General features: G+C 53.5%; 19 protein-coding genes and 1 tRNA gene. 10 read left to right on the top strand and 10 right to left on the bottom strand.

From position 1 onward, the window contains the following. The first annotated feature begins 150 nt into the window (after window positions 1-150). Window positions 151-1,785, top strand: a complete 1,635-nt coding sequence (locus GO984_RS02375) for a divergent polysaccharide deacetylase family protein (protein ID WP_157020947.1) — start codon at window positions 151-153, stop codon at window positions 1,783-1,785. A 54-nt stretch (window positions 1,786-1,839) separates the two neighbouring features. Beyond that, window positions 1,840-2,586 (top strand): TSUP family transporter, encoded by a 747-nt coding sequence (locus tag GO984_RS02370; protein WP_167740192.1) that lies wholly within the window; start codon window positions 1,840-1,842, stop codon window positions 2,584-2,586. Between the two features lie 56 nt (window positions 2,587-2,642). Here the strand turns inward: GO984_RS02370 and trpE are convergent, their stop codons facing one another. The 3 genes from trpE to GO984_RS02355 form a co-directional block, all read right to left on the bottom strand. Beyond that, the gene (gene trpE / locus GO984_RS02365; protein ID WP_157020946.1) at window positions 2,643-4,154 is read right to left on the bottom strand and encodes an anthranilate synthase component I; all 1,512 of its coding nucleotides are present in this window, start codon (window positions 4,152-4,154) and stop codon (window positions 2,643-2,645) included. 15 nt (window positions 4,155-4,169) lie between these two features. Next, on the bottom strand, window positions 4,170-6,014 hold the full coding sequence (locus tag GO984_RS02360; RefSeq protein WP_157020945.1) for a peptidylprolyl isomerase: 1,845 nt from the start codon (window positions 6,012-6,014) through the stop codon (window positions 4,170-4,172). Window positions 6,015-6,141: 127 nt separating this feature from the next. Then, entirely contained in the window at window positions 6,142-7,317 is a 1,176-nt protein-coding gene (locus GO984_RS02355; protein ID WP_157021211.1) for an aminotransferase, read from the bottom strand. A 238-nt stretch (window positions 7,318-7,555) separates the two neighbouring features. Between GO984_RS02355 and bla the strand changes: the two genes are divergently transcribed. Further along, a complete protein-coding gene (bla, locus tag GO984_RS02350) occupies window positions 7,556-8,311 on the top strand; it encodes a subclass B1 metallo-beta-lactamase (protein ID WP_167740191.1) in 756 nt (251 codons plus the stop codon). A gap of 54 nt (window positions 8,312-8,365) precedes the next feature. On the opposite strand, the gene gpt is transcribed toward bla, so the two are convergent. The 3 genes from gpt to fabI are packed head-to-tail and all read right to left on the bottom strand — an operon-like array spanning window position 8,366 to window position 10,313. Further along, complete coding sequence (gpt, locus tag GO984_RS02345) at window positions 8,366-8,872, bottom strand: xanthine phosphoribosyltransferase (protein ID WP_138164938.1); 507 nt, start codon at window positions 8,870-8,872, stop codon at window positions 8,366-8,368. 23 nt (window positions 8,873-8,895) lie between these two features. Beyond that, complete coding sequence (locus GO984_RS02340; RefSeq protein WP_157020943.1) at window positions 8,896-9,510, bottom strand: LysE family translocator; 615 nt, start codon at window positions 9,508-9,510, stop codon at window positions 8,896-8,898. Beyond that, complete coding sequence (gene fabI / locus GO984_RS02335; RefSeq protein ID WP_138164940.1) at window positions 9,507-10,313, bottom strand: enoyl-ACP reductase FabI; 807 nt, start codon at window positions 10,311-10,313, stop codon at window positions 9,507-9,509. The genes GO984_RS02340 and fabI overlap by 4 nt, the downstream gene beginning before the upstream one ends. Window positions 10,314-10,444: 131 nt before the next feature. On the opposite strand from fabI, the gene pdxH reads away from it, so the two are divergent. From pdxH to GO984_RS02310, 5 genes are all read left to right on the top strand, one after another. Continuing rightward, window positions 10,445-11,050, top strand: coding sequence for a pyridoxamine 5'-phosphate oxidase (gene pdxH / locus GO984_RS02330; RefSeq protein WP_157020942.1), 606 nt, complete (start codon window positions 10,445-10,447; stop codon window positions 11,048-11,050). Between the two features lie 125 nt (window positions 11,051-11,175). Then, window positions 11,176-11,709 carry a cold-shock protein gene (locus tag GO984_RS02325; RefSeq protein WP_157021210.1) on the top strand — a complete coding sequence of 178 codons (534 nt, stop codon included), beginning with the start codon at window positions 11,176-11,178 and terminating at the stop codon, window positions 11,707-11,709. 9 nt (window positions 11,710-11,718) lie between these two features. Further along, complete coding sequence (locus tag GO984_RS02320; protein WP_157020941.1) at window positions 11,719-12,189, top strand: DUF192 domain-containing protein; 471 nt, start codon at window positions 11,719-11,721, stop codon at window positions 12,187-12,189. A gap of 44 nt (window positions 12,190-12,233) precedes the next feature. Next, window positions 12,234-12,310 (top strand) — tRNA-Pro (locus tag GO984_RS02315). Window positions 12,311-13,032: 722 nt separating this feature from the next. Continuing rightward, window positions 13,033-16,689 carry a vitamin B12-dependent ribonucleotide reductase gene (locus tag GO984_RS02310; RefSeq protein ID WP_157020940.1) on the top strand — a complete coding sequence of 1,219 codons (3,657 nt, stop codon included), beginning with the start codon at window positions 13,033-13,035 and terminating at the stop codon, window positions 16,687-16,689. 309 nt (window positions 16,690-16,998) lie between these two features. On the opposite strand, the gene GO984_RS02305 is transcribed toward GO984_RS02310, so the two are convergent. Genes GO984_RS02305 through GO984_RS23885 form a run of 3 tightly spaced genes read right to left on the bottom strand, consistent with a single transcriptional unit; the run spans window position 16,999 to window position 19,555 of the window. Further along, complete coding sequence (locus GO984_RS02305) at window positions 16,999-17,859, bottom strand: alpha-1,2-fucosyltransferase (protein WP_157020939.1); 861 nt, start codon at window positions 17,857-17,859, stop codon at window positions 16,999-17,001. Beyond that, window positions 17,856-18,704 carry a glycosyltransferase family 25 protein gene (locus tag GO984_RS02300; protein WP_342448058.1) on the bottom strand — a complete coding sequence of 283 codons (849 nt, stop codon included), beginning with the start codon at window positions 18,702-18,704 and terminating at the stop codon, window positions 17,856-17,858. Before GO984_RS02300 ends, GO984_RS02305 begins: the two co-directional genes overlap by 4 nt. Further along, the gene (locus tag GO984_RS23885; RefSeq protein ID WP_342448053.1) at window positions 18,701-19,555 is read right to left on the bottom strand and encodes a glycosyltransferase family 25 protein; all 855 of its coding nucleotides are present in this window, start codon (window positions 19,553-19,555) and stop codon (window positions 18,701-18,703) included. The genes GO984_RS02300 and GO984_RS23885 overlap by 4 nt, the downstream gene beginning before the upstream one ends. Window positions 19,556-20,226: 671 nt before the next feature. Between GO984_RS23885 and GO984_RS02290 the strand changes: the two genes are divergently transcribed. Continuing rightward, window positions 20,227-20,760 (top strand): outer membrane protein, encoded by a 534-nt coding sequence (locus tag GO984_RS02290; RefSeq protein WP_157020936.1) that lies wholly within the window; start codon window positions 20,227-20,229, stop codon window positions 20,758-20,760. Between the two features lie 19 nt (window positions 20,761-20,779). On the opposite strand, the gene GO984_RS02285 is transcribed toward GO984_RS02290, so the two are convergent. Further along, window positions 20,780-21,952: a pyridoxal phosphate-dependent aminotransferase gene (locus tag GO984_RS02285; protein ID WP_157020935.1), complete on the bottom strand. Its 1,173-nt coding sequence runs from the start codon at window positions 21,950-21,952 to the stop codon at window positions 20,780-20,782. 325 nt (window positions 21,953-22,277) lie between these two features. On the opposite strand from GO984_RS02285, the gene cysS reads away from it, so the two are divergent. Then, complete coding sequence (cysS, locus tag GO984_RS02280) at window positions 22,278-23,660, top strand: cysteine--tRNA ligase (RefSeq protein WP_157020934.1); 1,383 nt, start codon at window positions 22,278-22,280, stop codon at window positions 23,658-23,660. Window positions 23,661-23,766 lie beyond the last annotated feature (106 nt).

Genomic DNA, 23,766 nt, shown 5'->3' with positions numbered 1-23,766 from the left:
GCCGCAGTATAGTGGTCGTAACATACATGTTCAGGGTTGCGCGGCAGCGTCAAGGGCGCAGGGTGGCGCAGCAACTTTTCCATAGGGGCATCTGGGCGCAGATCCTTAGGTCCCGAAGGGCAGATACAAGACGTGAGAGGCGAGACAGGCATGCGAGGATTCCTGGGTGGTGTAAGTATTGGGGCGCTGGTGGCTGCCGCCGGAGCGGCAATGTTGTCCTTGTCAGCGCCACTTCCCAAGGTGGTGGATGTTGCCGCACACCCCCCTGCAGGAACGCTTGAACCAGTGGACCCAACCTCTGCTCCGGATGACACTCCGGGACAGGACGCCGACCTGGTCGAGGCTGCGCCTGCCGCGCCAGTGGGGGAAGCGGTCGATGACCTCAGCGCGTTGCGCGATGCAGATACTCAGCCTGCTGCCCGACCTTCAGTTGGGGCTGATGATACAACTCTGGCCGAGTCCACCGACACCGGAAACAACTCTACTTCTGCCCCGGATATATCTTTGCAAACGGATACACCTGTGGTGCCGGTCGAAACACTTCCGGCGCCAGCATTACCGTCACAGGAATCCGAAGTCGTGGTGTCCGGCGAGCCGGCGCAACCCCCGTCTCCGGTTGTCGTGCCAGAATTGGCCACCATTACCCCCCCCACAGGTGCCCCTGCGATAACACCCGTCGGACCTGACAACGGTGACAGGGTGCCGTCCAGCACACGCAGTCAGGATATTGTCGCTAACCCGGAAACTGAAACCGCACCGATTGCGCCAGACGTTGCCGAAAATGCTACGGTGGCCGCGCCTGATGTTGGCGTTGATGTTCCAGTGTTGGCAACGCCGGACGTTGGAAATGTGCCTCTTGGGACCTTGCCGTCCATTTTGCCGACTGTCGACAATGCTCCAGCAGAACAATTGGTTCCGGGCGAATCTCGTGACGAGGCATCTGGCACCGCCGAAGAAGATGCCGTCAGCGAGAGAATTGCCGCACTGCCTACCACATCAGGCACACAAGCAGGAACTGATGGCCCAACAATTGGAACGCCTGTGGTGCCGCTGACGGAACGCAACAGGCTAAATGAGAGCGGGCTTTCAAACGGTTCGCAGGATGCCTCTCCTTTTGAACTTTATGCTGAGCCTCTGGATAATCCGGAAGGTCGCCCGTTGATGGCCATTGTGCTGATTGATGACGAAAATTCGATTGGGGCCGAAGCCTTGGTTGGGTTTCCTTATCCCCTGAGTTTTGCCATCGATCCCGAGGATCCCAAAGCGGCCGAGAAAATGGCGGCGCGACGGGCCGCTGGGTTTGAAGTCCTGGTTCTGACCAATCTGCCGCGCGAAGCCGCGCCGCAGGATGCCGAAACGTCGCTTGCGGTTTGGTTTGATACCCTGCCTGAAACCATTGCAGTGCTGGAAGGCACCGGTACAGGGTTTCAGGGAAACCGGCCTTTGGCGGATCAAGTGTCGGCGGCTGCGGCGGCATCCGGTCGCGGTTTGTTGACACAAGACCATGGGCTGAACACCGTCCAAAAACTGGCGGCCCGTGATGGCGTTCCTGCTGCAGTGGTGTTTCGTGATTTTGATGGTGCGGGCCAAAATCCCCGCGCAATCCGGCGCTTTCTGGATCAGGCGGCATTCCGCGCTGGTCAGGAAGGTGCGGTGATTATGTTGGGCCGGGTGCAACCAGATACCATTTCGGCCTTGCTGCTGTGGGGGCTGCAGGACCGTGCGACGCGGGTTGCGCTGTCACCGGTGTCGGCTGCATTGTCCCTGCAGGTTATCAACCGCTAAGTTTCAGACTTAGTTTAGGGCTACTCCTAATTCCTTGAAGAAAGACCGGACACTGTGATTGATTTTGTGGTTCTTTGCACCGCTGCATTTCTGGCTGGCGGACTAAATGCAATTGCAGGCGGGGGTAGCTTTCTGACGTTTCCGGCGCTGGTTTTCACAGGCATTCCCCCAATTGCAGCCAATGCCACCAGCGCGGTGGCCGTTTTCCCCGGTTATGCCAGTGGCGCATTGGGTTTTTTAAGAGAGCTGCGCAGCTTTGACCGGCGTGCGTTGCTTCAGCTTGTTGGGCTGTCGATTGTCGGCGGTGTCGCTGGGTCATTGCTGCTGCTGGTCACGCCGGCAAGTGTGTTCAACTGGGTTGTGCCATGGCTGCTATTGTTTGCCACTATACTATTTTTGTTAGGGGGTCGCATCAATTCCTGGATTGAATCGCGTGGCAGACAGGACAAAAATACCTGGTTCGCCACATTGGTGGTTTCAATCTACGGAGGTTACTTCAACGGTGGGCTGGGTATTGTGCTGTTGGCGCTGTTTTCTGCTCAGGGGATGCGCGATCTTAACCTGATGAACGGGTTGAAGAACATCCTGTCATTTGTCTTGTCAGCAGCCTCGGTCGTAACCTTCACGCTGGCGGGTATCGTCTATTGGTACGAAGCGGCTATCATGATGGTGGCAGCCACTATTGGCGGCTATATCGGTGCACGATTGGCGCGACTGATGCCGGTGGCGATGGTCAAAAGCATCGTGGTCGTTGTGGGACTGGTGATGACAGCCGTGTTTTTCGCCCGTAGTTTAGCCTGAAACTAACAGATCGTTTCAGGCTAAACTGATGCATGTTGGACCCTAACTGGGACAGGTTATCTGTTGCCACCGCCGGTAAAACGACCGGCATCTGCAGCAGCGCGGCGAATGGCGTTGGATTTATGGACCGTTTCCATGAACTCGGATTCGGGATCGCTATCATAGACAACACCGCCGCCAGCTTGGATATACAGCTTTTGATCCTGCACCACGGCAGTGCGCAGCGCGATACACATATCCATGTCGCCACCAGCTGAGAAATAGCCAACACCGCCGCCATAAACTCCGCGTTTTTCGGGCTCCAGCTCGTCGATGATTTCCATTGCTCGAACCTTGGGCGCGCCTGATACCGTGCCTGCTGGCATACCGGCAAAAAACGCATCCAGCGCGTCTTTGTCTTCTGCCATCTCTCCAACGACATTGGAAACGATGTGCATGACATGGCTGTAACGTTCAATGATGAACTTTTCCGTTGGGCGCACGGTGCCAATCTTGGCGACGCGGCCGGTGTCATTGCGCCCCAGGTCCAGCAGCATCAGATGTTCCGCCAGTTCTTTCTTGTCGGCCAGCAGGTCGGCCTCTAGTGCCCGATCTTCTTCTGGTGTGGCGCCACGCGGGCGGGTACCGGCGATGGGACGAATGGTGATTTCATCGCCAAACACTCGCACCAGGATTTCCGGACTGGCGCCAACCACCTGAAAGTCGCCAAAATTGAAGTAGAACATGAACGGCGACGGGTTAGTGCGGCGCAGCGACCGATATAGTGTAAACGGCGGCTGGCGGAATTCCTGTGTCCAGCGCTGCGCAGGGACCACCTGAAAGATATCACCGGCACGAATGTACTCTTTGGCCTTTTCAACCGCTTCCATGTAGCCGGATTTGGTGAAGTTGCTAACCGGATCAGCCACATCGTCCGCTTCGCCCAAATCGCGGGTTTCGGCAGGCATGGCGCGTTCCAGATCGCGGACTGCATCCATGACTCGTTCGGCCGCTTGCGCATAGGCCGCACGGGCTGACTGGCCATCGCTGGCCCAGGCTGGCGACACCACTGTAACCTCACCCTTTACGCCGTCCAGCACAGCAATCACCGAAGGTCGTAACATCAAGGCATCGGGTAATCCCAGAGGGTCGGGATTGACGTTAGGAAGATGTTCGACCAGTCGGATCATGTCATAGCCAAGGTAGCCAAACAGGCCTGCGGCGGCCTGTGGCAGGTCCTCGGGGAGGTCAATGCGGCTCTCGGCTATCAGTGCGCGCAGGTTATCCATTGGATCGCCTGCTTGATCGCTGAAATCATCCGCATCAAACCGCGCTGATCGGTTCAGTGACGAGGTTGTGCCCCGGCAGCGCCAAACCAGATCCGGTTTCATCCCGATAATCGAATAGCGCCCGCGGACCTCTCCACCGGTCACTGATTCCAGCATAAAGGCGTCCTTTTGGGCCCCTGTCAGCTTGAGCATCAGCGACACCGGAGTATCGAGGTCCGCAGCCAATCGCGTATAGACAACTTGGTTTTCACCTGCGTCATAGGCCTTGGCGAAGGTGTCGAAATCGGGAGTCAGTGCCATGATCTGTTGCCTTGGTTACTGAAGGTAATTGGCCTGCAAGGCGTGTAGAGCCTGCTGGTCAATCTGGGGCTGTGCACGGGTCCGGGCATCTTGAACAAACGCTTCAAACAGGTCCTGCGACAGCGCCTGATTTAGCTGAGCTTCCAACGCGTTGGACATTGCCTGCAGATCGTCGCTCTCACCCGGAGGTAGGATTTCGTCCAAACGCAATACAACAGTTGAATTCTCATCTGACACAATACGCATTTCGCCGGGTTCCATCTCAAAAACCTGGTTCAGCATATCGACCGGAGTGGTGTCGATATAGGCAGTGCGTGTCAGACCGGTTTCAGTGGTGACAGTCAACGCCTCGTCAAAATCACCATTGGCTTTGGTCCGGGCCACAATTGCCTCAGCTTCGGTGGTGATTGCATTTTGGCGCTGTTCAGCGTTCCAGCCCTGCAAAGCGGCTGTATAAGCGTCAGCCAGCGGTTCGGCACGCGGGGGCAATACTGTATCAAGACGCAGAGCAATCAGGCTACCGTCATCCAGAAACTCTACGGCCGGGAAATCGTCTACAGTGACAGCGGAGGCGGCTTGACGAAACCCATCATAGGCAGCGATACCTTCGCGGCTTTGCTCGGTCCAGCTGATCTGGCCCAGCTGCATGTCGGTTTCATCGGCGATCTCTTCGAGCGTGGCACCGCCAGCCAGCATATCGTCGATCTCTTCGGACTGTTGTTCAATCAGGCGACGGGCCCGACCCGCGGCCAGCTCTTCACGCAATTCGGCTTCGACGTCTGCCAACAGTGTGACGCGGGCTTCCAGACGTCCATTCACACGGTACAAGGCCGGGCCTAGGTCTGATGGTAGCGGGCCAACAACATCACCGACTTGGGCCGAAAAGATGTCCTGACCAGCGGCACCAAGAGCACCAATAGTCATGTCACCCATATCAACATCGGCAAGAGCAAGGCCGCGGTTTTCAACCAAGGCCTCAAAAGTGGTGCCGCCAGTTTCCAGCTGCGCCTTGGCGCTAGAGGCTGCTTCGTCGTCTGAATAGACCAAACGTTCAACCAAACGGCGTTCCGGGGACTGATATTGGTCCGCGCGTTGGTCGAACAATGTCTGTAGTGCGTCTTGGTCGACATCGACCTGATCCATCAGCATGGCCGGGGTCAACTGAACATAGGCGATCTGTTTGGTTTCGGGCAGCGTGAACAGGTCAGGGTTGCTATCGTAGAAGGCTTGAAGTTCTGCGTCGGTGGGTGCCAGCGCGATCATCGCCATCTCGTCATTTTGCAACTGCACCCAAGAGAAACTGCGGCGCGCGCCAATAAAACTGGTGATGGTGTCGCGCATGGTTGCTGGCATTGTTGCGCCAACCATCATGGCACCCTGTACCAGTGTACGGGCAGATTCGCGGCGCAGGTCGTCTTCGAATTCACGTTCAGACAGACCATTGTTGTCTAGTGTGTATTCATAGGTGTCGCGATTGAACTCGCCACTGGATCCCTGAAAACTGGGGATTTCGGTGATTTCCTTTAGCAGGTTTTCATCGCCGATAGATATGCCCAGTTGGTCAACCTCATTGTCGATGGCTGCAATTGAAATCAACCGTGACAGTACCTGTTGGTCCATTCCCAGTGCAGATAGCTGCGACAATGGAATAAACTGTCCGGTTTGTGCCTGCAGGGCCTGCTGCTCGCGCTGCAATTCCCGATAGAAGTTTTGCACTGATATCTCTTGGGTGCCGACTGTCGCTACGGAACTGGCTGAGCCGGAAAAATTCACCGCACCAAAGCCGACAAGGCTCAGCATGATCAATCCCATCAGGATCCACACAAAGGTTTTGGAAAGATGTTTCATGCCTGCGGCCATGATGCCCTCATATTGTCGGTGCCTCTGCCAGTCAGCGTCTATGCAACAGCCGTGGCAGGGGGTGAAAAAATGTCTGGTGCCCTGAATACGCTGCCACCCGATGAGGAGCAAGCGGTGTTGCGTGCAACTAGCGTTGAACTGCGGCTAAGCGATGGAACAATTCAGTGATGCCGGGCCGATCAACATTGGCAAAGGCTATTCGGAATTGACGTTCCCCAGCCGGATCATCTACCGGCAGGAACATCGATCCCGGCAGCATCAGCACCGAGGACTGAGTGACAAGGTCGCGTGCGATCTGTTCTGATGGTGCGTCAAACGGGTGCTCCACATAGGCAAAATACGCGCCGCAGCCAAGTAGCTTCCAGCCGCGTTCAGCCAGTATACCAAAGCTTTCATGGATCGCAGCGCGGCGATCCAGAATTTCTGCCCGTTCGGCGGCCAACCAGTCAGACAAGTTTTCAATGCCCCAAAGCGCGCCGATCTGACCCAGCTGATTTGGGCAGATGGTGACGGTGTCCAGGAATTTCTCCATTTCGGACAATCGGGCAGGAGAGGTGGCAATTGCGCCAACCCGGTGCCCGGTTAGGCGGTAAGCCTTAGAAAAAGAATAGAGGTGAATAAGGGTGTGATCCCAGCTTTCGGATTGCATCAGATCGTGTGGCGCGCCGGTGCGGCTGTCAAAATCGCGATAGGTTTCGTCCAGAATCAGCTTCAGGCCGCGCGATTTGGCCAACTCGTAAAAAGCCCGCAACAAAGGGGCAGGGTATTCTGTCCCACAGGGGTTGTTGGGGGACACCAGTGCAATGGCTCGCGTGCGCGGCGTGATCAGGGCTTCGGCGTGCTGAACATCGGGTAGCATCTCGGCACCGACAGGGAGCGGGCAGGCCGCAACGCCAGCCAGATCAAGCCACATTTTGTGATTGAAATACCATGGGGTTGGAATGATGACCTCATCGCCTTCACCACACAGGGATGCGATCGCGGCGGCAAAGGCCTGATTGCATCCCGAGGTGATCGCAATCTGGTCGCTGGTCAGTCTGGCTGCATAGTGCTTTGAGATCTGTGAAGCCAAGGCGGTGCGTAGATCAAGGCGTCCCAAAACCGGACCATATAGATGGGCGCTGTCATCATTCAGCGCGGCCTGTGCAATGGCCTGACGCAGGCCCTGGGGGGGCGGGTCAATCGGGGCGGCTTGACTGACATTGATCAACGGCTGCTCGGCAGAAAAGTGAACACCTTCAAGCCAGCGCCGGGATTCGACAATTGGCGAGATAAAAGTTGCAGCAGTACGGGGGAGTGACATCGGCGGGTCCTGTCGGGCGATTGGTTCTGGCATTTGACCCTGTGTTAGATCTTGCCTCAAGTTTTGGCGATCCTGCGATGGGACGACCTGAGGCTCAAGTCGAAATGCGTGTAGCCCGAAAAATCGCTCAGTCCGATACCACATTTATATTATGCGCGAAGCTGTGCCAGCTTACTTGCCAAGTGCTTGCTTTCTGGGATGGCTTTCGACCAAGCTTTCCAAAAATTGGTGCTACAAAATGATATCAAAAAAGATTCTACGTGTTGTTGTGACAGTATTCGGCCTTGGTTCATCAGCGGTCACGGCTGACACCTCAACAGAGCAACGCGTTCCACCGGTCAAATTTTTGCAGCTGTCTGAAACGGTATGGATGCACACCAGCTATAAGGTGTTTAAAAAATTTGGCGCCTATCCATCAAATGGATTGGTTGTTGTCGATGGCGCCAATTCAATCCTGATTGATAGTGCCTGGACGGATGCACAGACCACTGAGATTTTGGACTGGGCGCGCAATGAGTTGGGCCATCCGGTTAAGCAGGCGATTTTCACCCATGCGCATAGCGACAAAATGGGAGGCGTTGGGGCTGTTCAGGCGCGCGGCATCGAAACGCACGCGCTGGCTTTGAGCAATCAGATCGCATCCGCGAGTGGGCTGATGCCTGCAGAATTTGATTTAACGTTGAATCAAAATGATAAAGCGTTGAACTTTGGGCCAGTAGAGGTTTTCTATCCTGGCGCTGGTCACTCAGCGGACAACCTCGTCGCTTATGTTCCAGAGGCAGGGATTTTGTTTGGGGGCTGCTTGATCCGTTCGGCCCGTGCGAAGCGGTTGGGTAACATTGCAGATGCGAATCTGATGCATTGGGGGGATGCTGTTGGATCCGTTCAACAACAGTTTTCTGATGCGACACTGGTCGTTCCCGGTCATGGTGAACCTGCCGGGGCAGAACTACTGGAACTGACTTTTCAGTTGGTCACGGAGCATGGCAGGTAAGAACTCAAAAAAACGCGCCCATCGGACGCGCTTTTTCGGATATATAGTTAAAAGTCAGTCGGTTCCACGATAGGGCTCAACATATTGCAGCGCCATATCCCAAGGGAAGAAGATCCAAGTGTCTTGGCTGACCTCGGTGATGAACGTATGCACCATCGGGCGGCCTTTTGGCTTGGCATAGACGGTGGCAAAATGTGCCTTGGGGTACAGGTTACGTACCAGATCAAGTGTTTTGCCGCTATCGACCAGGTCATCAATGATCAGAATGCCTTCGCCGGCATCCCCCATAATGTCTGCATCCGGTGCCTTTAACACCTCAGCCTCACCCTGTTCTTGATGGTGGTAAGAACGAACTGAAATGGTGTCGACGGTGCGGATATCCAGCTCGCGCGCAACAATCATGGCTGGCGCCATGCCGCCACGAGTGATTGCGACGACGGCGCGCCAGGCCCCGTCATTTGGCCCTTGGCCATCCAGTCGCCAGGCCAGGGCTCGGCTGTCTCGGTGGATTTGGTCCCACGAGATGTGAAAGCCTTTTTCGTGTGGCAAACGATCGGTCATGTTAGGGCTCCCCGCTTAGCGCGTCAGGTTGCAGCGATCTTGACCCCCAGCAAGGCAAGCAGCCCGCCAAAGGTCCGGTCGATAATATGTTTCAGGTTGATATAGATACGGCGGCTTTTTTCCAACGAGAAAAGCCGGGCAATCAGGGCATTCCATAGGGTTTCGACAAGGAAGATACAGGCAAGCAGCGCAGCCATGACCACCCCAGGTGTGCCAACGGGTACTGTGCCAATAAAAACCGCACCAAAAAACACCGCGGGTTTGGGGTTGGCCAGCTGTGTCACAAGGCCAAGACGAAACGCCGCCAAAGGTGAACGTGGTGTCGGTGGTATCTCGGTCTGAGCAACAGGATCATCAGCACGGCGCCACATCTTGATGGCGAGCCAGATGAGCAAGGCTGCACCACCAATTTTCAACCCTGTCAGCAAAACCGGCGCATAGTCAAATAGCAGTGCCAGTCCAAACAGAGCTGCTGCCGCCCAGATCACTGCGCCTGCGCCAATCCCAGTGGCCAGCGCAACACCGGTGCGCCAACCTTCGGCCAACCCGATGCGGGCCGCCATCAACACGGCAGGGCCGGGACTGATGGCGGCCATCAGGCAGAGCAGAACTGCAGCAATGAAGGCGGCAAGACTCATGCTTTGGTGATATCCGGCGCGTCCACGGCCTTCATGCCTACAACATGATAACCCGCATCGACGTGCAGGTTTTCACCTGTCACCCCTGAACTGAGGTCAGACAGAAGATACAATGCCGATTTGCCCACGTCATCGATGGTCACGTTGCGACGCAGTGGAGAGTTGTATTCATTCCACTTCATAATGTAGCGGAAATCACCAATGCCGCTGGCGGCCAGCGTCTTAATTGGACCAGCCGAGATGGCGTTGACACGCAAACCGTCCTTGCCCAGATCTTCGGCCAGGTATTTGACAGATGCTTCAAGCGCGGCCTTGGCAACACCCATGACATTATAATGTGGCATCACCTGCTCAGCACCGTAATAGGTCATGGTCAGGAATGATCCGCCTTCACTCATCATCTTCTCGGCGCGTTTTACAACGGCAGTGAAGGAATAGACCGAGATATCCATGGTCATCTGGAAGTTCGACCGGCTGGTATCAACATAACGGCCGCGCAGCTCGCCCTTGTCGGAAAAGCCAATCGCGTGGACGACAAAGTCCAACTTGCCCCATTTTGCTTCAAGCGACGCAAACAATTCATCAATCGAGGCTTCATCTGAGACGTCGCATGGCAGGACAGTGTCACTGCCCAATTCTGCGGCCAATGGACCAACGCGTTTCTTCAGGGCTTCGCCCTGATAGGAAAAGGCCAGTTCGGCGCCAGCGTCGGCGCAGGCTTTGGCGATACCCCAGGCGATTGATTTGTTATTGGCCAGGCCCATGATGAGGCCACGTTTTCCGGCCATCAGCTGATTAGACATGCAGGTTCTCCGCCCGTGTTCGATTGATTTAGCGATCTTTAAGTTATTGAGCGGCCTGCTTCAAGGGGAGGAGGTCTTGTTGGTCTGACAGAACCTGCCTAGGTTGCCGGTAACAACAAATGAGGGACGCTATGTCAGACCGCAGTGGAATTTTTGCAGGCGATGATCCGTTCGAGATTGCCCGCTCTTGGTTAGCCGAGGCCGAAAAGACAGAACCCAATGATGCAAATGCAATTGCTTTGTCGACGGTCGATTCAGAGGGCGTGCCAAATGCGCGCATGGTTCTGTTGAAAGAGATCGAAGACACGGCCTTTGTTTTTTACACCAATTACGAGAGTGCCAAGGCAGAGGAGTTGGATGGGGCAGGCAAGGCGGCATTTGTAATGCACTGGAAATCGCTGCGTCGACAGGTGAGGGTCCGTGGTACGATCAGTCGCGAAGATGGTCCGCAGGCAGATGCCTACTATCAGTCACGATCTTTGAAAAGCCGTTTGGGTGCTTGGGCTTCGCAGCAGTCCCGGCCCTTGTCTGGCCGTGCAGCGCTGATGGCCGAAGTTGCAAAAGTGACCGCTGCCAAGGGTACGTCACCAGAACGTCCGCCGTTTTGGGGGGGGTATAGATTGGTTCCACAGGAAATTGAATTTTGGGCAGATGGCACCTTCCGGTTGCATGATCGGTTTGTTTGGCGTCGCCAAACGTCATCATCACCATGGCAGATTACGCGTTTATCTCCCTAAATTGAGTGTGACAAGAATAGCAAAAACTGCCGATATTCGAAACTTTTAGGCTTGAAAAATGTATCCATTTTCGCGCATCAACGTTGCGAACAGCAATAAAAACAAGAACACTGGTGGACTACAAATTGGCAGACGATCTGAGCGGTATGCGTCAAGTAAGGGGCCTTGTTAAATGGTTCGACCCGGCCAAAGGGTATGGCTTTGTTGTATCTGATGACGGCGGCCCCGATATTTTGTTGCACGTGAATGTGCTACGGAATTTCGGACAAAGCTCCGTTGCGGATGGGGCCGAAATCGTAATCATGTCTCATAGCACCGATCGCGGCGTTCAGGCGGTTGAAGTGGTCTCGATTGTTGCACCAGAGCGTGAGGAGACGCCGGTGCTGGCTGACTTTGCCGAACTTGATTTTGATGAGCTGCGTTCAGAGCCTTTGGAAGCGGCGCGCGTCAAGTGGTTCGATAAGGGCAAAGGGTTTGGTTTTGCCAATGTTTTCGGAAGCAACGATGATGTGTTTTTGCATGTAGAAGTCCTGCGTCAATCTGGTCTGGCTGATCTACAACCTGGAGAAGCCTTGGCGATGCGCGTGATAGATGGCAATCGTGGCCGCATGGCAGTTGAGGTCATGGCCTGGGAAAGTGCTGTCCCAACAGTAGCGTAAGGTAGACCGATGAACAAATTTGCTGCAGCTTTTACTTTGGTCCTTGCTGCAGCAGTTCCTGGTCTTGCCCATGCCCAATGCAAAGCGGATCGTGTGGATTTGCGCGGTGATTGGGGTCAAGCATCGTTTAGCATTGAAATTGCTGATGACAATGAAGAGCGCGCCCGCGGGCTGATGTTCCGGGAAAACATGCCCCGCGGCGCCGGCATGCTGTTTGTTTATGAATACCCTCAACGCGCCAGCTTCTGGATGAAAAACACCCTGATTCCGTTGGATATCATTTTTACAGATGAAAGTGGTGTGGTCACGCATGTACATCCCGATGCCGTGCCGGGTGACCTGACACCTATACCCGGCGGCGACAACGTTTTTGCCGTCCTCGAAATTAATGCTGGTTTGACTGCCCTTTATGGGATTTCGGTCGGCACTGAGATGCGGCACAGTGTTTTTTCACCTGGCGGTGGAAAATGGTCTTGTTAGGGGTTTTCAAAACCGCTTTGCGCAGCTAGAGAAGGCGCACGGTCCGGGGCGTGGCGCAGTCTGGTAGCGCACCTGTTTTGGGTACAGGGGGTCGCAAGTTCGAATCTTGCCGTCCCGACCAGTTTTCACCTTCAAATTCCAGCGATGTCTAAGCCCAGACAGGAGAGCTGGAGCCTAGATCAGCTGCAGTTTTGATTCTTGCCCAACGACTGCTGATGGTCAGATTTGTTTCTGGAATGACTATGAAAACCTCCCTCCTTTAACCTTATGTTAACAACTGTGGTCGTGCGTCCACAGTTCGATATTTACCCCTACAACTTATACGAACGCTGTCCTGCGGCATTCTCTACTCGCCTGGAAATGATTGTGTTGGTGTATTGGTTAACCACACTTTTCATATTCAACTTTCCAAGTCATGGAACTGCGTGATTTTGCCATGAAGATAAGGAAGCAACCCGTTAGGGTTTCGGTATAAATTGGGGATGACCTGAAACGAGAATCCCGGTGAGCATTAGTGGATAACTTGTGGATGAATCATCTACCCTTACGCGCGTCCAATCCCTAATGGTCGGTCAACCAAAAAGATCCCTAATTAAAGGTAAATTTGGCGTTGACCATGTATGGAGATATACGCCAAATTGTAGCGGTAGATCGGGGTGCCACTAAATATAGTGGTGATGTCCGCCCGTATAACTACAAATAAGATATTTGAAACAACCGTTCAAATGGCCAGCTTGGTCAGGTGCCTGCTGTGTTGTGTGGTGCCTATGGTTGTTTCATCAATTTACGATGTGGGGTGTGCGGGCAGCACTTTAAGGCAACAAAAAAAGTGAAGGCAGCAGCATGAAGATCGAAAGAAAGTTCACAACAGCTGGGCAAGATGCCTATGCACGTCTGAAATTCACTTCTGCGACGTCGGAAATCCGTAATCCGGATGGAACAATAGTGTTCCGTCTTGATAACGTCGAGGTCCCGTCTGACTGGAGCCAAGTGGCCAGCGATGTGATCGCGCAGAAATACTTTCGCAAGGCCGGTGTCCCCTCCAAATTGAAGCGGGTGCGTGAGAAAGGCGTACCAGACTTCCTGTGGCGTTCGGTTCCAGACGGAGATGACGTTACTTTCCAGGGGGAGACGTCGTCCAAGCAGGTATTCGATCGTTTGGCAGGTGCTTGGACCTATTGGGGCTGGAAAGGTGGTTACTTTTCTAGTGAAGCAGATGCTCGCGCTTATTTCGATGAAATGCGTTATATGCTGGCCAGCCAACGCGCTGCACCCAACAGCCCGCAATGGTTCAACACAGGCCTGCACTGGGCTTATGGGATAGATGGACCAGCTCAGGGCCACCATTATGTCGACTACAAATCTGGAAAGCTGACCAAATCCAACAGCTCTTACGAGCATCCGCAGCCGCATGCCTGCTTCATTCAGGGTGTTCAGGATGATCTGGTCAATGATGGCGGTATCATGGATCTCTGGGTACGTGAGGCCCGCCTGTTTAAATATGGGTCGGGTACTGGCACAAACTTCAGCCACCTGCGCGGCGAAGGCGAGGCGCTGTCTGGCGGTGGGAAATCCTCAGGTTTGATGGGCTTTCTGAAAATCGGTGATCGGGCCGCTGGTGCAATTAAGTCAGGTGGAACAACCCGTCGCGCCGCCAAGATGGTTATCGTTGATGCAGACCACCCCGATATCGAAAAATTCATCGAGTGGAAGGTGATCGAAGAGCAGAAAGTTGCCTCGATTGTTGCTGGCTCAAAAATGCATGAAAAGATGCTGAACGGCATTTTTGAAGCGATCCGGTCCTGGGATGGCGGCGAGGCAGATGCCTATGATCCGGCACATAATACTAGTCTGAAAACCGCAATCCGCGAAGCTAAGAAGATGATGATCCCTGAAACCTATATCAAGCGGGTTTTGGACTATGCCAAGCAGGGTCACACCAGCATTGAGTTTCCCACCTATGACACCGATTGGGATTCTGAAGCATACAGCTCTGTTTCGGGGCAGAACTCGAACAACTCAATCCGGGTCACCAATGCATTCCTGACAGCTGTAGAAAAAGATGCTGACTGGCAGCTGATCAATCGTACCGATGGCAAAGTCGCTAAAACCGTCCGGGCACGGGATCTGTGGGACCAGGTTGGCCATGCGGCCTGGGCCTGTGCAGATCCAGGGATTCAGTACCACGATACTGTCAATGACTGGCACACTTGCCCGGCAGATGGCGAGATCCGCGGATCGAACCCCTGTTCCGAGTATATGTTTCTGGACAACACAGCTTGCAACCTTGCATCGATCAACCTGCTGACATTCCTAAAAGACGGGGCGTTTCAGGCCGAGGACTATATGCATGCCTGCCGTTTGTGGACGCTGACACTGGAAGTGTCGGTGATGATGGCGCAGTTCCCATCCAAGGAAATTGCCCAACTGTCGCATGACTTCCGCACCCTGGGGCTAGGCTATGCGAACATCGGCGGTTTGCTGATGAATATGGGGTATGGCTATGACAGCGACGAAGGTCGCGCCCTGTGCGGGTCTCTGACTGCCCTGATGACGGGTGTTGCCTACATGACTTCGGCTGAAATAGCCGGCGAGCTGGGCGCGTTTGAGGCCTATGACCGTAACGCTGAAAATATGCTGCGTGTAATCCGCAATCACCGGAATGCAGCCTATGGTAACACTGATGGCTATAAAGGCCTGTCTGTAGCGCCGGTTCCGCTGGATCTGCACAATTGTCCGGATGCACAGCTCACTGAACTGGCGCGGAGTGCCTGGGACGAAGCCTTGGAATTGGGCGAAAAGCACGGCTATCGAAATGCTCAAACCACTGTGATCGCTCCAACCGGCACTATCGGTTTGGTGATGGATTGCGACACCACTGGGATCGAGCCTGACTTTGCTTTGGTCAAGTTCAAGAAACTGGCCGGCGGCGGTTACTTCAAGATCATCAACCGTTCGGTGCCTTCCGCACTTGAAGGGTTGGGATATTCTTCGGCTCAGATCGAAGAAATCACCGGCTATGCGGTGGGGCACGCGACCATCGGCAACGCACCTGGGATCAACCATACATCGTTGGCCGGCCATGGTTTTGGCCCCAATGAGCTGGCCAAAGTTGATGCCGCGCTGGAAAGTGCTTTTGATATCCGCTTTGTGTTCAACCAGTGGACGCTAGGCGAGGATTTCTGCACCGGCGTTCTAGGCATCCCAGCAACCAAACTGAACGATCCAACCTTCGACCTGCTGCGCCATCTTGGCTTTACCAAGGCAGATATCGAAGCCGCCAATGATCACGTATGCGGCACCATGACACTGGAAGGTGCGCCACACCTGAAAGAGGCGCATTACAACATTTTTGACTGCGCCAACGCCTGTGGGAAGAAAGGCAAGCGTTTCTTGTCGGTGAACAGCCACATCACCATGATGGCTGCAGCCCAGTCGTTTATTTCTGGTGCAATTTCCAAAACCATCAACATGCCGAGCAATGCGACCATCGAGGATTGCCAGAAAGCTTATGAGCTTAGTTGGAGCCTGGGTATTAAGGCCAACGCCCTTTACCGTGACGGATCCAAGCTGAGCCAGCCTTTGGCGGCGGCACTGGTCGAAGATGACGATGATGCGGCTGAAGTTCTTGAAACCGGCAGTTCGCACGAAAAAGCAGCGGTGCTGGCTGAAAAGATCGTTGAAAAGGTCATCGTCAAAGAGATCATCAAATCGCACCGCGAAAAGATGCCTCATCGTCGCAAAGGCTATACTCAAAAAGCGGTCGTTGGGGGGCACAAGGTCTATCTGCGGACTGGGGAGTATGAAAGCGGAACCCTGGGCGAGATTTTCATCGACATGCACAAGGAAGGTGCTGGTTTCCGCGCGATGATGAACAACTTTGCCATCGCAGTGTCCGTTGGTCTGCAATATGGCGTACCGCTCGAGGAATTCGTCGACGCCTTTACCTTTACCAAGTTTGAACCCGCCGGCATGGTACAGGGCAACGACAGCATCAAGAACGCTACCTCAATCCTGGACTATGTGTTCCGCGAACTGGCCGTCAGCTATCTGGACCGAACAGATCTGGCCCATGTTAAACCGGAAGGTGCGGCCTTTGATGATCTGGGGCGTGGTGAGGAAGAGGGCGTTTCTAACGTTTCGGAGCTGAGTGAAAGTGCCGCCAGCAAGTCGCTGGAGGTGCTAAAGCAGATCTCATCAACAGGGTATCTGCGTAAACGTCTGCCACAAGAGCTGGTCGTGCTGCAGGGCGGGCAGGGTGAGGCCACTGCTCTGAACGGTGGAAGTGATCCGGTATCTGCATTGCAGACGCTGGTGCCGGAAACCTCTTCGGGCTCTGCAGCACCTGTGGCGTCAAGTACCGGAATGGATGCACGCGTAAAGGCAAAAATGCAGGGTTATGAAGGTGAAGCCTGTAATGAATGTGGGAATTACACACTGGTGCGCAATGGAACATGCATGAAGTGTAATACCTGTGGTGGAACGTCTGGCTGTAGTTAAGGTGTTGCGCGCCCTGATTAATTAGGGCGCGTGTCAGCACTATGTCAGCTTGGATGCGTATGAAATCTGTACCCCGTACGGTCAAGATTTCAAAATATGGGATGTATGGGACGTATTTTGGTCTCAAGAGAACAAGGGGTGGGTGCGCTCTCCCTAGACGGTATTCAAGCCGCAGGCAATAAAAATACGAGCGGTAAACTATTGAGCTTGGATAACGAAACTGGGGGGCTACGGCCCCCCTTATTTTTAGGCCCAACGTGTCGTCAGGTGAAATCTGAAGTTCAAGCCGTTTCTTAAATCGCCTGGCTATTAGATCCGGATCCAGGAGGCAGGACAAATGTCACGGTTGTGCTTTTGTGCAGCTTGGAACCACTGCTTAGGCGCAATGACAATTTTCTCGCTGTTCTCGTTTAGCCAAGCTCCCCACCAGGAAAACGATGAATTTGCTATAATATTGTTTTTGCACAATGACATTAGCCGCATGTCTTCATATTGATGCGCACCATCATTTAGGGAAACGACACGTGTTGGGTACTTGAAAACGGCGTTTTCTTTGGCCCATTCAGCATCATCAGAAAACACATAGATCTGAGGTCGAGTACCTGTCTTCTCTGCGAGACGTTCCAGCGATTCTGTGTAGTACTCCATAGAGCACAATCCGTGGGTCGCATTTGCCAGCGGGTCGCTGACATAGTCGCCACGTCGAATGTGAAGGGAAACAGAGTTGCAAGACTGAACCTCCTTCATCAACTGGACATTTTCGATACTTGGTTTGGTCGTAATGCTGAACTCCTGACGGATTACGTCCGATATGCCCTCAAAGTATTTTTCACTTTGCCAATACCCTTTCAGATAGGTGTTTTTAGTGAATCCAGAGAACTTCGGGTCGAAACCATCACCTTCCTCTTCAACAAATTTGGGCCCAACAAGTCCAGAACGCCACATAAGGTATCGAAGCTTGTTTTTCTTCCTGAGAGGCGGCAAGTCCTTCTCTGGCAAGGCCATACCTGTAATGTCAAAATGGTTAAGTGCGTTACCAAATTGAGAGGGGCCGTCAAACACCCGCAGATCGAGACCAACTTTGGATCCGCAACGAACTGCAAGGGCTTTTGCCGCTGCATATTGGAACATCTGGTTTCCCAGACCGCCATTAATTCTGACAATAATCATTTGAACCTCTTACGGAGAATTTCCGGCTTGGAACCAGGTTCAGCTGAAAAATAGGGAACGCTTACAAAGCTGCTTTTTCGTACTGCAGTATAAATGGCATTTGATGCGGCCTCCAATCCCTGGCGGAACGGGCGCTTCAACTCGCGTAGGATTTTCGAAACAGCTGGCCTCTTACGCAGTGTTTGTCTTTCCAGTTCAAGCCCACTTTTGATGAAACCATCTATGGAGTTTTCAAAGAACAGGTCTTGCGCGCCAAAAGCTGGGGCGATTTGATAGGCTGAAATGTCTTCGAAGAATCCAAATTCGGGGTTGAAGAGAACGTGATCTGCAGGCTCGAAGCGATGCGTTGTCGCTTCCAGTGCTTTTTGGGCTGCATCCTGATTGATGAAATACCCACCAGCACCGCCATGCAGGCTCAGAAGGCGCCGGATGGTTCGTTCGCCATCAAAAATAGGTTCAGCGGGTCCCAGGTGGCACTTCTTAAATGTGCTTTCAGCTTTGACCAGGCTGGCATCTTTTGGAATCCAGAATGTCGACTGGAAAAAGGCTGCGCTGTCTTTTGCCAGATGTAAATCATCCTCGGCAACAAAGCACCATTGTTCACCCGACTTGCAAAAAGCTTCCCAAACTTTGCGATGACTCAGGGCACAGCCAATTTCTGCAGGCCCAAAACGAAGTCTCAATCGTTGTTTTGTTTTGAACTCTTCAAGCTTAACTTGAGGGAGCTTTCGTCCATCAACAGCGTCTATTCGTATCGTGGAAATGCCGAGCTCGGCGCATTGGTTTTCAAACCACTCCTTGCGAGACGGTTGTTCGGCGAGATTGATGTAATAAAGTGGAATCACCGCTTGGAATCTCCGTGAAACGGAATGAATTTGATCACTGCAACACCGCGCGCGTTGTCGATGGCGACGCTTAATTTTCGCAGCAAGCGTGTAAAGGGGCGACTGATTTCCCGCCATAGCTTCGCAAGACCTTTGGGTTTTCCAACCATGCCCTGTTCACTTCGGCTGGTGCTTCTGTCGGTATTCAAAGTGCTGGCAAACCCCTTCTTTTGCAGCCCTTTCAGGAGATAGTCCTGCACACAGATCGCCGGATCCATTTGATAGACTTTCAAAGTTTGTACAATGCCAATCCAAGTGTGAAACAAAACATGGTCTAGAGCATCACATTTGTCTTGAGTACTGGCCAACAGCTTTTGAGCGCCAGTGCGTGAGACAAAATAACCTGCACTTCCGCCATGATAGGATTGCAACTGCCTGATTTCATGACCGTCGACAGTTGAGTGAAGCTGGATGGATAGCGTTACAAGTTGCCGAGCAGTCTCGGCCTTCACGATATCGGCGTCTTCAGGGAGCCAAGACATGTCGCTAAAGAACGCATCTGGGTTGGAAATGTGAATGTCATCTTCGGCTACAAACGCCCATTCGTCATTGCCCGAGATGATTAGGTCCCAAACTTTTTGATGACTAAGAAAACATCCCATCTCACCTTTGCCCAGCGGTAAGTGGCCAGAGCGCCGACTAAGCAGGTTGTCTGCTTGATCTGGCGGAATCTCTGCAGAGTTTACAGCGGAAACCCGGGTGAACTGCAATCCGAAATGGCTCGTTTCAGCCTCAAACGCCTTCAATCGTTCCGGAGAGTTGTCGAGGTTGATCAGGTAGATCGGAATTTGCTGAGGATTGGTGTGTGTCATCTGATAGTTCATGGTCTCTTGGTATGGTCAATATTCATTGCAATGTCATGCGCCGCCTGCCGAGACACTGTCTTGGGGGGGGGCATTCGCTCAATTGAATCCTGTTTACAGTCGGCATACGGATTTTTCGGCGTTATCCTTTCGATGACCATGTTTCCCAGCAAAAGGGGGCCGGTCCAATCCGATTTATGACTTTGTCCAATATCAGATACAATGCCTTCACGTCGCTTTATTACGTTTTTGGGGCAGAGGAGGAGCTGTACCTGGTTCATAGCTCAAATCACGCCTGAACGCATTGATATCCATGGGCACAATTGTTTTGAACGGTTCGCTGATATCAACATTTTTGCAAACACCTCAAAGATGGGGCCTAACAAAAAATGGGGTGAGCCATCAGTGCCATGTGGATGCATACGAAGGGAAAAGGTTTTTTTGACCCTCTTGGGGGGGCAATAGGTTGTATCACAACGATTTTTTCGATTTGTGCTTGGTTGAGGCAGATCTCCACCGCGCCGAGACATGGGTGTTAGTATTGTAGAACTAAGCAGGGTTGAAGCAGACCTGATTTTTTTCCAAAGGCCATCTGGGGAACCAACTGTTAAGCAATTTGAGCGATACTTGAGGGCAGGGGAACACCAGATGCTTAAGGGCGCCTGAAGAAAGACAAGAACATGCCTGTTGCCAAACAAACTCAAAACCTGACCTGGCTTGTTGTGAGCCTGACAACCGCAATGGCCGTCGCGACACCCGTCACGTCCGCAGACTGGAGCGGTTTTCTTCTTGGGGCATCCATTGCCCGACAGAATGCAAGTATGGACGGTACAACTGGGCATGATGCCGGAGCCGCTGGACTTCACTTGGGGTATGATCTTGATTTTGGTCAGTTGGTTCTTGGCGGTGAGCTTGAGGTCGAGCGCGCCCAAATCCAACTTGGGAGTATTGAAACCCAGGAAATGCAGCGGGTAAAACTGCGGGTTGGTTATGATTTTGGCCAGACCCTGGGGTATGTCGCTGTGGGGGGGGTGCGGGCTGAAACTGAGCTTGATGACGATATCGGCGCGGTGATCGGCTTTGGAATGTCATACTCCCTAAATCAAAACCTGCGGGTTGGTGGTGAAATTCTGCATCAGGAAGTCGATGGATTGGAGAATGGCGGCATGATGCGTTCGAATTCCTTGTCCCTGCGCGCGTCGTTTCGATTTTAGCCTGCCAACTGTTGAACGGTCACTTGCCAAGAGATTGAGCAAAGTCGCACAACACTTGAAGTGCTGTAACAAATACATTGTCATCTACGGTCATGGCGATACGGATATGACCTGCAGCAGCGCGGCCAAAGCTTTCACCCGGCATTACTGCAATGTTGTGCGTTTCCAGCAATAGATTGGCGAAGCTACTACCTGAATGTCCGGTTTCCCGAACGTCCAGCATCAGATACATGGCCCCTTGCGGTGGGATCACCCGTAGCAAAGCTTGCTGGGAAAGAACCTTTAGGGCCAAGGCCCGGCGTCGTCTGAATGGCTCTGCAATATCGACCTCCAGATCAGCCCCCTGCTTCAACGCGTAATCAGCGGCATCCTGAATGAACCCCGGAACGCCATAGGTGGTGTGCGTCGCCAAATGGATCAGATGCGCGATTACTTCTTTTGGTCCGATGATCCAACCACAGCGCGACCCTGTCATTGCGTGGGACTTTGACATCGAACCAATCACCAGCGTGCGCTCCGCCATGCCGGGCAAGGCACGAGGGCTGACATGCTCTCCCTGCCAAATCTGGGTGTCATAAACTTCGTCCGAAATCAGCCACAGGTCATGGCGCTGACAGACACCCGCTATCATTTCTATCGTTTCCTTTGGATAGACGACCCCTGTTGGATTATTGGGTGTATTGATCAACAAGGATTTTGCATCAGGCGCTGCTGCGTCCAACAGCGCCTGTTGTGGGAGGAATGCGTCACGCGAATGAGTTTGGATAGCAATGTCCTGTGCCCCTGTGCCACGGATGGTGCCAGGGTAGGTGGCATAGTAAGGATCCAGATACAGGGCCCGATCACCGGGATCGCACAGCGCGATATGGGCTGCAAATAGGGCCGATTGGCCTCCGGGGGTGATCAGAACATTGTCACGATCGGTTGGGACACCTGTGCGGAGGCTGACTCGTTTAGCGATTGTGTCCCGTAACTGATCTGTACCCGGAACCATTGCGTAACCGGTATGACCATTCATGGCGGAAACATGCATGGCCTCCAGGATGTCCGTTTGAGTGCGAATATCGTGTTCGCCGATGGTCAGTTCAACAACAGGCAAACCTGCTGCCTTCATCGAGCGCGCGCGCACAAACACTTCCCAGCCATCTGTCCCGTTTGTGTTCAGATGTGTAATCCGTTGCGACAACAACATTGCGGCCCTCCTGTCTACAAACCCCGAAGGGGGCAGGCATCACGAAGGCTGTCAAGACTGACTGCGACAGCATCGTTCGTTTGCGACATTGCGGAGCCCAGTCGCTGGTATTGGCTTTGTGAATCGGGAGTCGTCAGAACAGGCTTGGCGAAGCGTGTTAGTCGTGTTATCCACGGCGCATGAACCAGACCCGCACCATTATTATTTGCTGCATTACCTGCTGATCAACCCAGCGGGCCGGTATCTGTCGTTTCAATCTATCTGACAAATTGCTAAGCCCGCGCTGCGCGCCAGGCACTTGCTCGTGCCCTACTAAGAATCTGTCATGAGGACCGAGACCGTGATCAAACTGCACAACACCAAGACCCGCACAAAAGAGGTCTTTACGCCGATTAATCCGGATAATGTGCGGATGTATGTCTGTGGCCCAACAGTCTATGACCGCGCCCATCTAGGCAATGCACGCCCGGTGGTCGTCTTCGACATATTGAACCGATTGCTACGCCAAACCTATGGTGCGGATCGGGTGACCTATGTGCGAAATTTCACTGATGTTGACGACAAAATCAACACTCGTGCAGCAGAGAGCGGCCGTGATATTGGGGTGATTACCGATGAAACCATCCAGTGGTTTCTCGATGATATGGCTGCCTTGGGGGCCATTGAGCCGGACCACATGCCGCGTGCCACGCAGTACATTCCGCAGATGGTGACAATGATTGAACAGCTGATCGCAAAAGGCCATGCCTATGAAGCAGAAGGTCATGTGTTGTTTGCGGTAGACAGCTGGAAGCAGGGCTATGGAAAGCTGTCTGGCCGGTCGGTCGATGACATGATTGCTGGCGCTCGGGTTGAGGTGGCGCCTTATAAACGCAACCCGATGGACTTTGTTCTGTGGAAGCCATCGGACGAGACACAGCCGGGCTGGGACAGCCCCTGGGGTCGTGGACGTCCTGGCTGGCACATCGAATGTTCTGCCATGTCGTTTGAGCTGCTGGGGGATACCTTTGACATCCACGGTGGTGGCAATGACTTGATGTTCCCGCACCATGAAAATGAGATTGCGCAAAGCTGCTGCGCAAATGGCGATGATAGCTTTGCAAAAGTATGGCTGCACAATGAAATGTTGCAGGTTGAGGGCAAAAAGATGTCCAAGAGCCTGGGAAATTTCTTTACCGTCAGGGACTTGCTGGAGCAGGGCGTTCCGGGAGAAGTGATCCGTTTGGTGTTTTTGTCGACCCATTATCGTAAACCGATGGACTGGACCGACAAAAAAGCAAAGGAAGCGGAGGCTACTCTGCGTAAATGGCGGGCGCTGACGGCGGGTATCGAACCCGCCGCCAACGCTGCTGCCGTGGTTGTCGAGGCGCTGTCGGATGACCTGAATACTGCGGGTGCCATTACTGAACTGCATAAACTGGCTGCGGCTGGTGATGCAGCTGGGTTGCTGGCGTCAGGGCAATTGGTTGGGCTGCTCACCGATGATATTGGCGATTGGGCTCAGACTGCCGATATCGATTTGTCTAACTTTGAAGTCCTGCTTTCCGAGGCACGTGCCGCGGCCATGGCGAGTAAAGATTTTTCTGAAGTGGACCGGTTGAAGGCAGGTTTTGTTGACGCTGGTCTGGAGGTCCGGATGAGCAAGGCAGGGGTGGAACTGGTTCCGGGGCCAGGCTTTGATGCTTCCAAACTGGAGGGACTGTCATGAAATCAGCTGAACCAATGTGGAACAGCGACCGATCCATGGGAGGCGTGAAGCGCCCTCCCATGGTGAAGGTCGGGCGCTGTCTGTGCCAAAGGCACGGATCTGATTT

It is taken from the genome of Parasedimentitalea huanghaiensis, from assembly GCF_009753675.1.
GTDB lineage: Bacteria > Pseudomonadota > Alphaproteobacteria > Rhodobacterales > Rhodobacteraceae > Parasedimentitalea > Parasedimentitalea huanghaiensis.
Note: the sequence above shows the minus strand (reverse complement) of the source record. Positions and strands in the feature narration are given on the sequence as shown.

What these genes read in the sequence shown, in the direction of transcription:
- GO984_RS02375 (WP_157020947.1), top strand. Translation starts at nt 151, where the DNA reads ATGCGAGGATTCCTGGGTGGTGTAAGTATTGGGGCGCTGGTGGCTGCC.
- trpE (WP_157020946.1), bottom strand. Translation starts at nt 4,154, where the DNA reads ATGGCACTGACTCCCGATTTCGACACCTTCGCCAAGGCCTATGACGCA.
- GO984_RS02360 (WP_157020945.1), bottom strand. Translation starts at nt 6,014, where the DNA reads ATGGCCGCAGGCATGAAACATCTTTCCAAAACCTTTGTGTGGATCCTG.
- GO984_RS02355 (WP_157021211.1), bottom strand. Translation starts at nt 7,317, where the DNA reads ATGTCACTCCCCCGTACTGCTGCAACTTTTATCTCGCCAATTGTCGAA.
- bla (WP_167740191.1), top strand. Translation starts at nt 7,556, where the DNA reads ATGATATCAAAAAAGATTCTACGTGTTGTTGTGACAGTATTCGGCCTT.
- gpt (WP_138164938.1), bottom strand. Translation starts at nt 8,872, where the DNA reads ATGACCGATCGTTTGCCACACGAAAAAGGCTTTCACATCTCGTGGGAC.
- GO984_RS02340 (WP_157020943.1), bottom strand. Translation starts at nt 9,510, where the DNA reads ATGAGTCTTGCCGCCTTCATTGCTGCAGTTCTGCTCTGCCTGATGGCC.
- fabI (WP_138164940.1), bottom strand. Translation starts at nt 10,313, where the DNA reads ATGTCTAATCAGCTGATGGCCGGAAAACGTGGCCTCATCATGGGCCTG.
- pdxH (WP_157020942.1), top strand. Translation starts at nt 10,445, where the DNA reads ATGTCAGACCGCAGTGGAATTTTTGCAGGCGATGATCCGTTCGAGATT.
- GO984_RS02320 (WP_157020941.1), top strand. Translation starts at nt 11,719, where the DNA reads ATGAACAAATTTGCTGCAGCTTTTACTTTGGTCCTTGCTGCAGCAGTT.
- GO984_RS02310 (WP_157020940.1), top strand. Translation starts at nt 13,033, where the DNA reads ATGAAGATCGAAAGAAAGTTCACAACAGCTGGGCAAGATGCCTATGCA.
- GO984_RS02305 (WP_157020939.1), bottom strand. Translation starts at nt 17,859, where the DNA reads ATGATTATTGTCAGAATTAATGGCGGTCTGGGAAACCAGATGTTCCAA.
- GO984_RS23885 (WP_342448053.1), bottom strand. Translation starts at nt 19,555, where the DNA reads ATGACACACACCAATCCTCAGCAAATTCCGATCTACCTGATCAACCTC.
- GO984_RS02290 (WP_157020936.1), top strand. Translation starts at nt 20,227, where the DNA reads ATGCCTGTTGCCAAACAAACTCAAAACCTGACCTGGCTTGTTGTGAGC.
- GO984_RS02285 (WP_157020935.1), bottom strand. Translation starts at nt 21,952, where the DNA reads ATGTTGTTGTCGCAACGGATTACACATCTGAACACAAACGGGACAGAT.
- cysS (WP_157020934.1), top strand. Translation starts at nt 22,278, where the DNA reads ATGAGGACCGAGACCGTGATCAAACTGCACAACACCAAGACCCGCACA.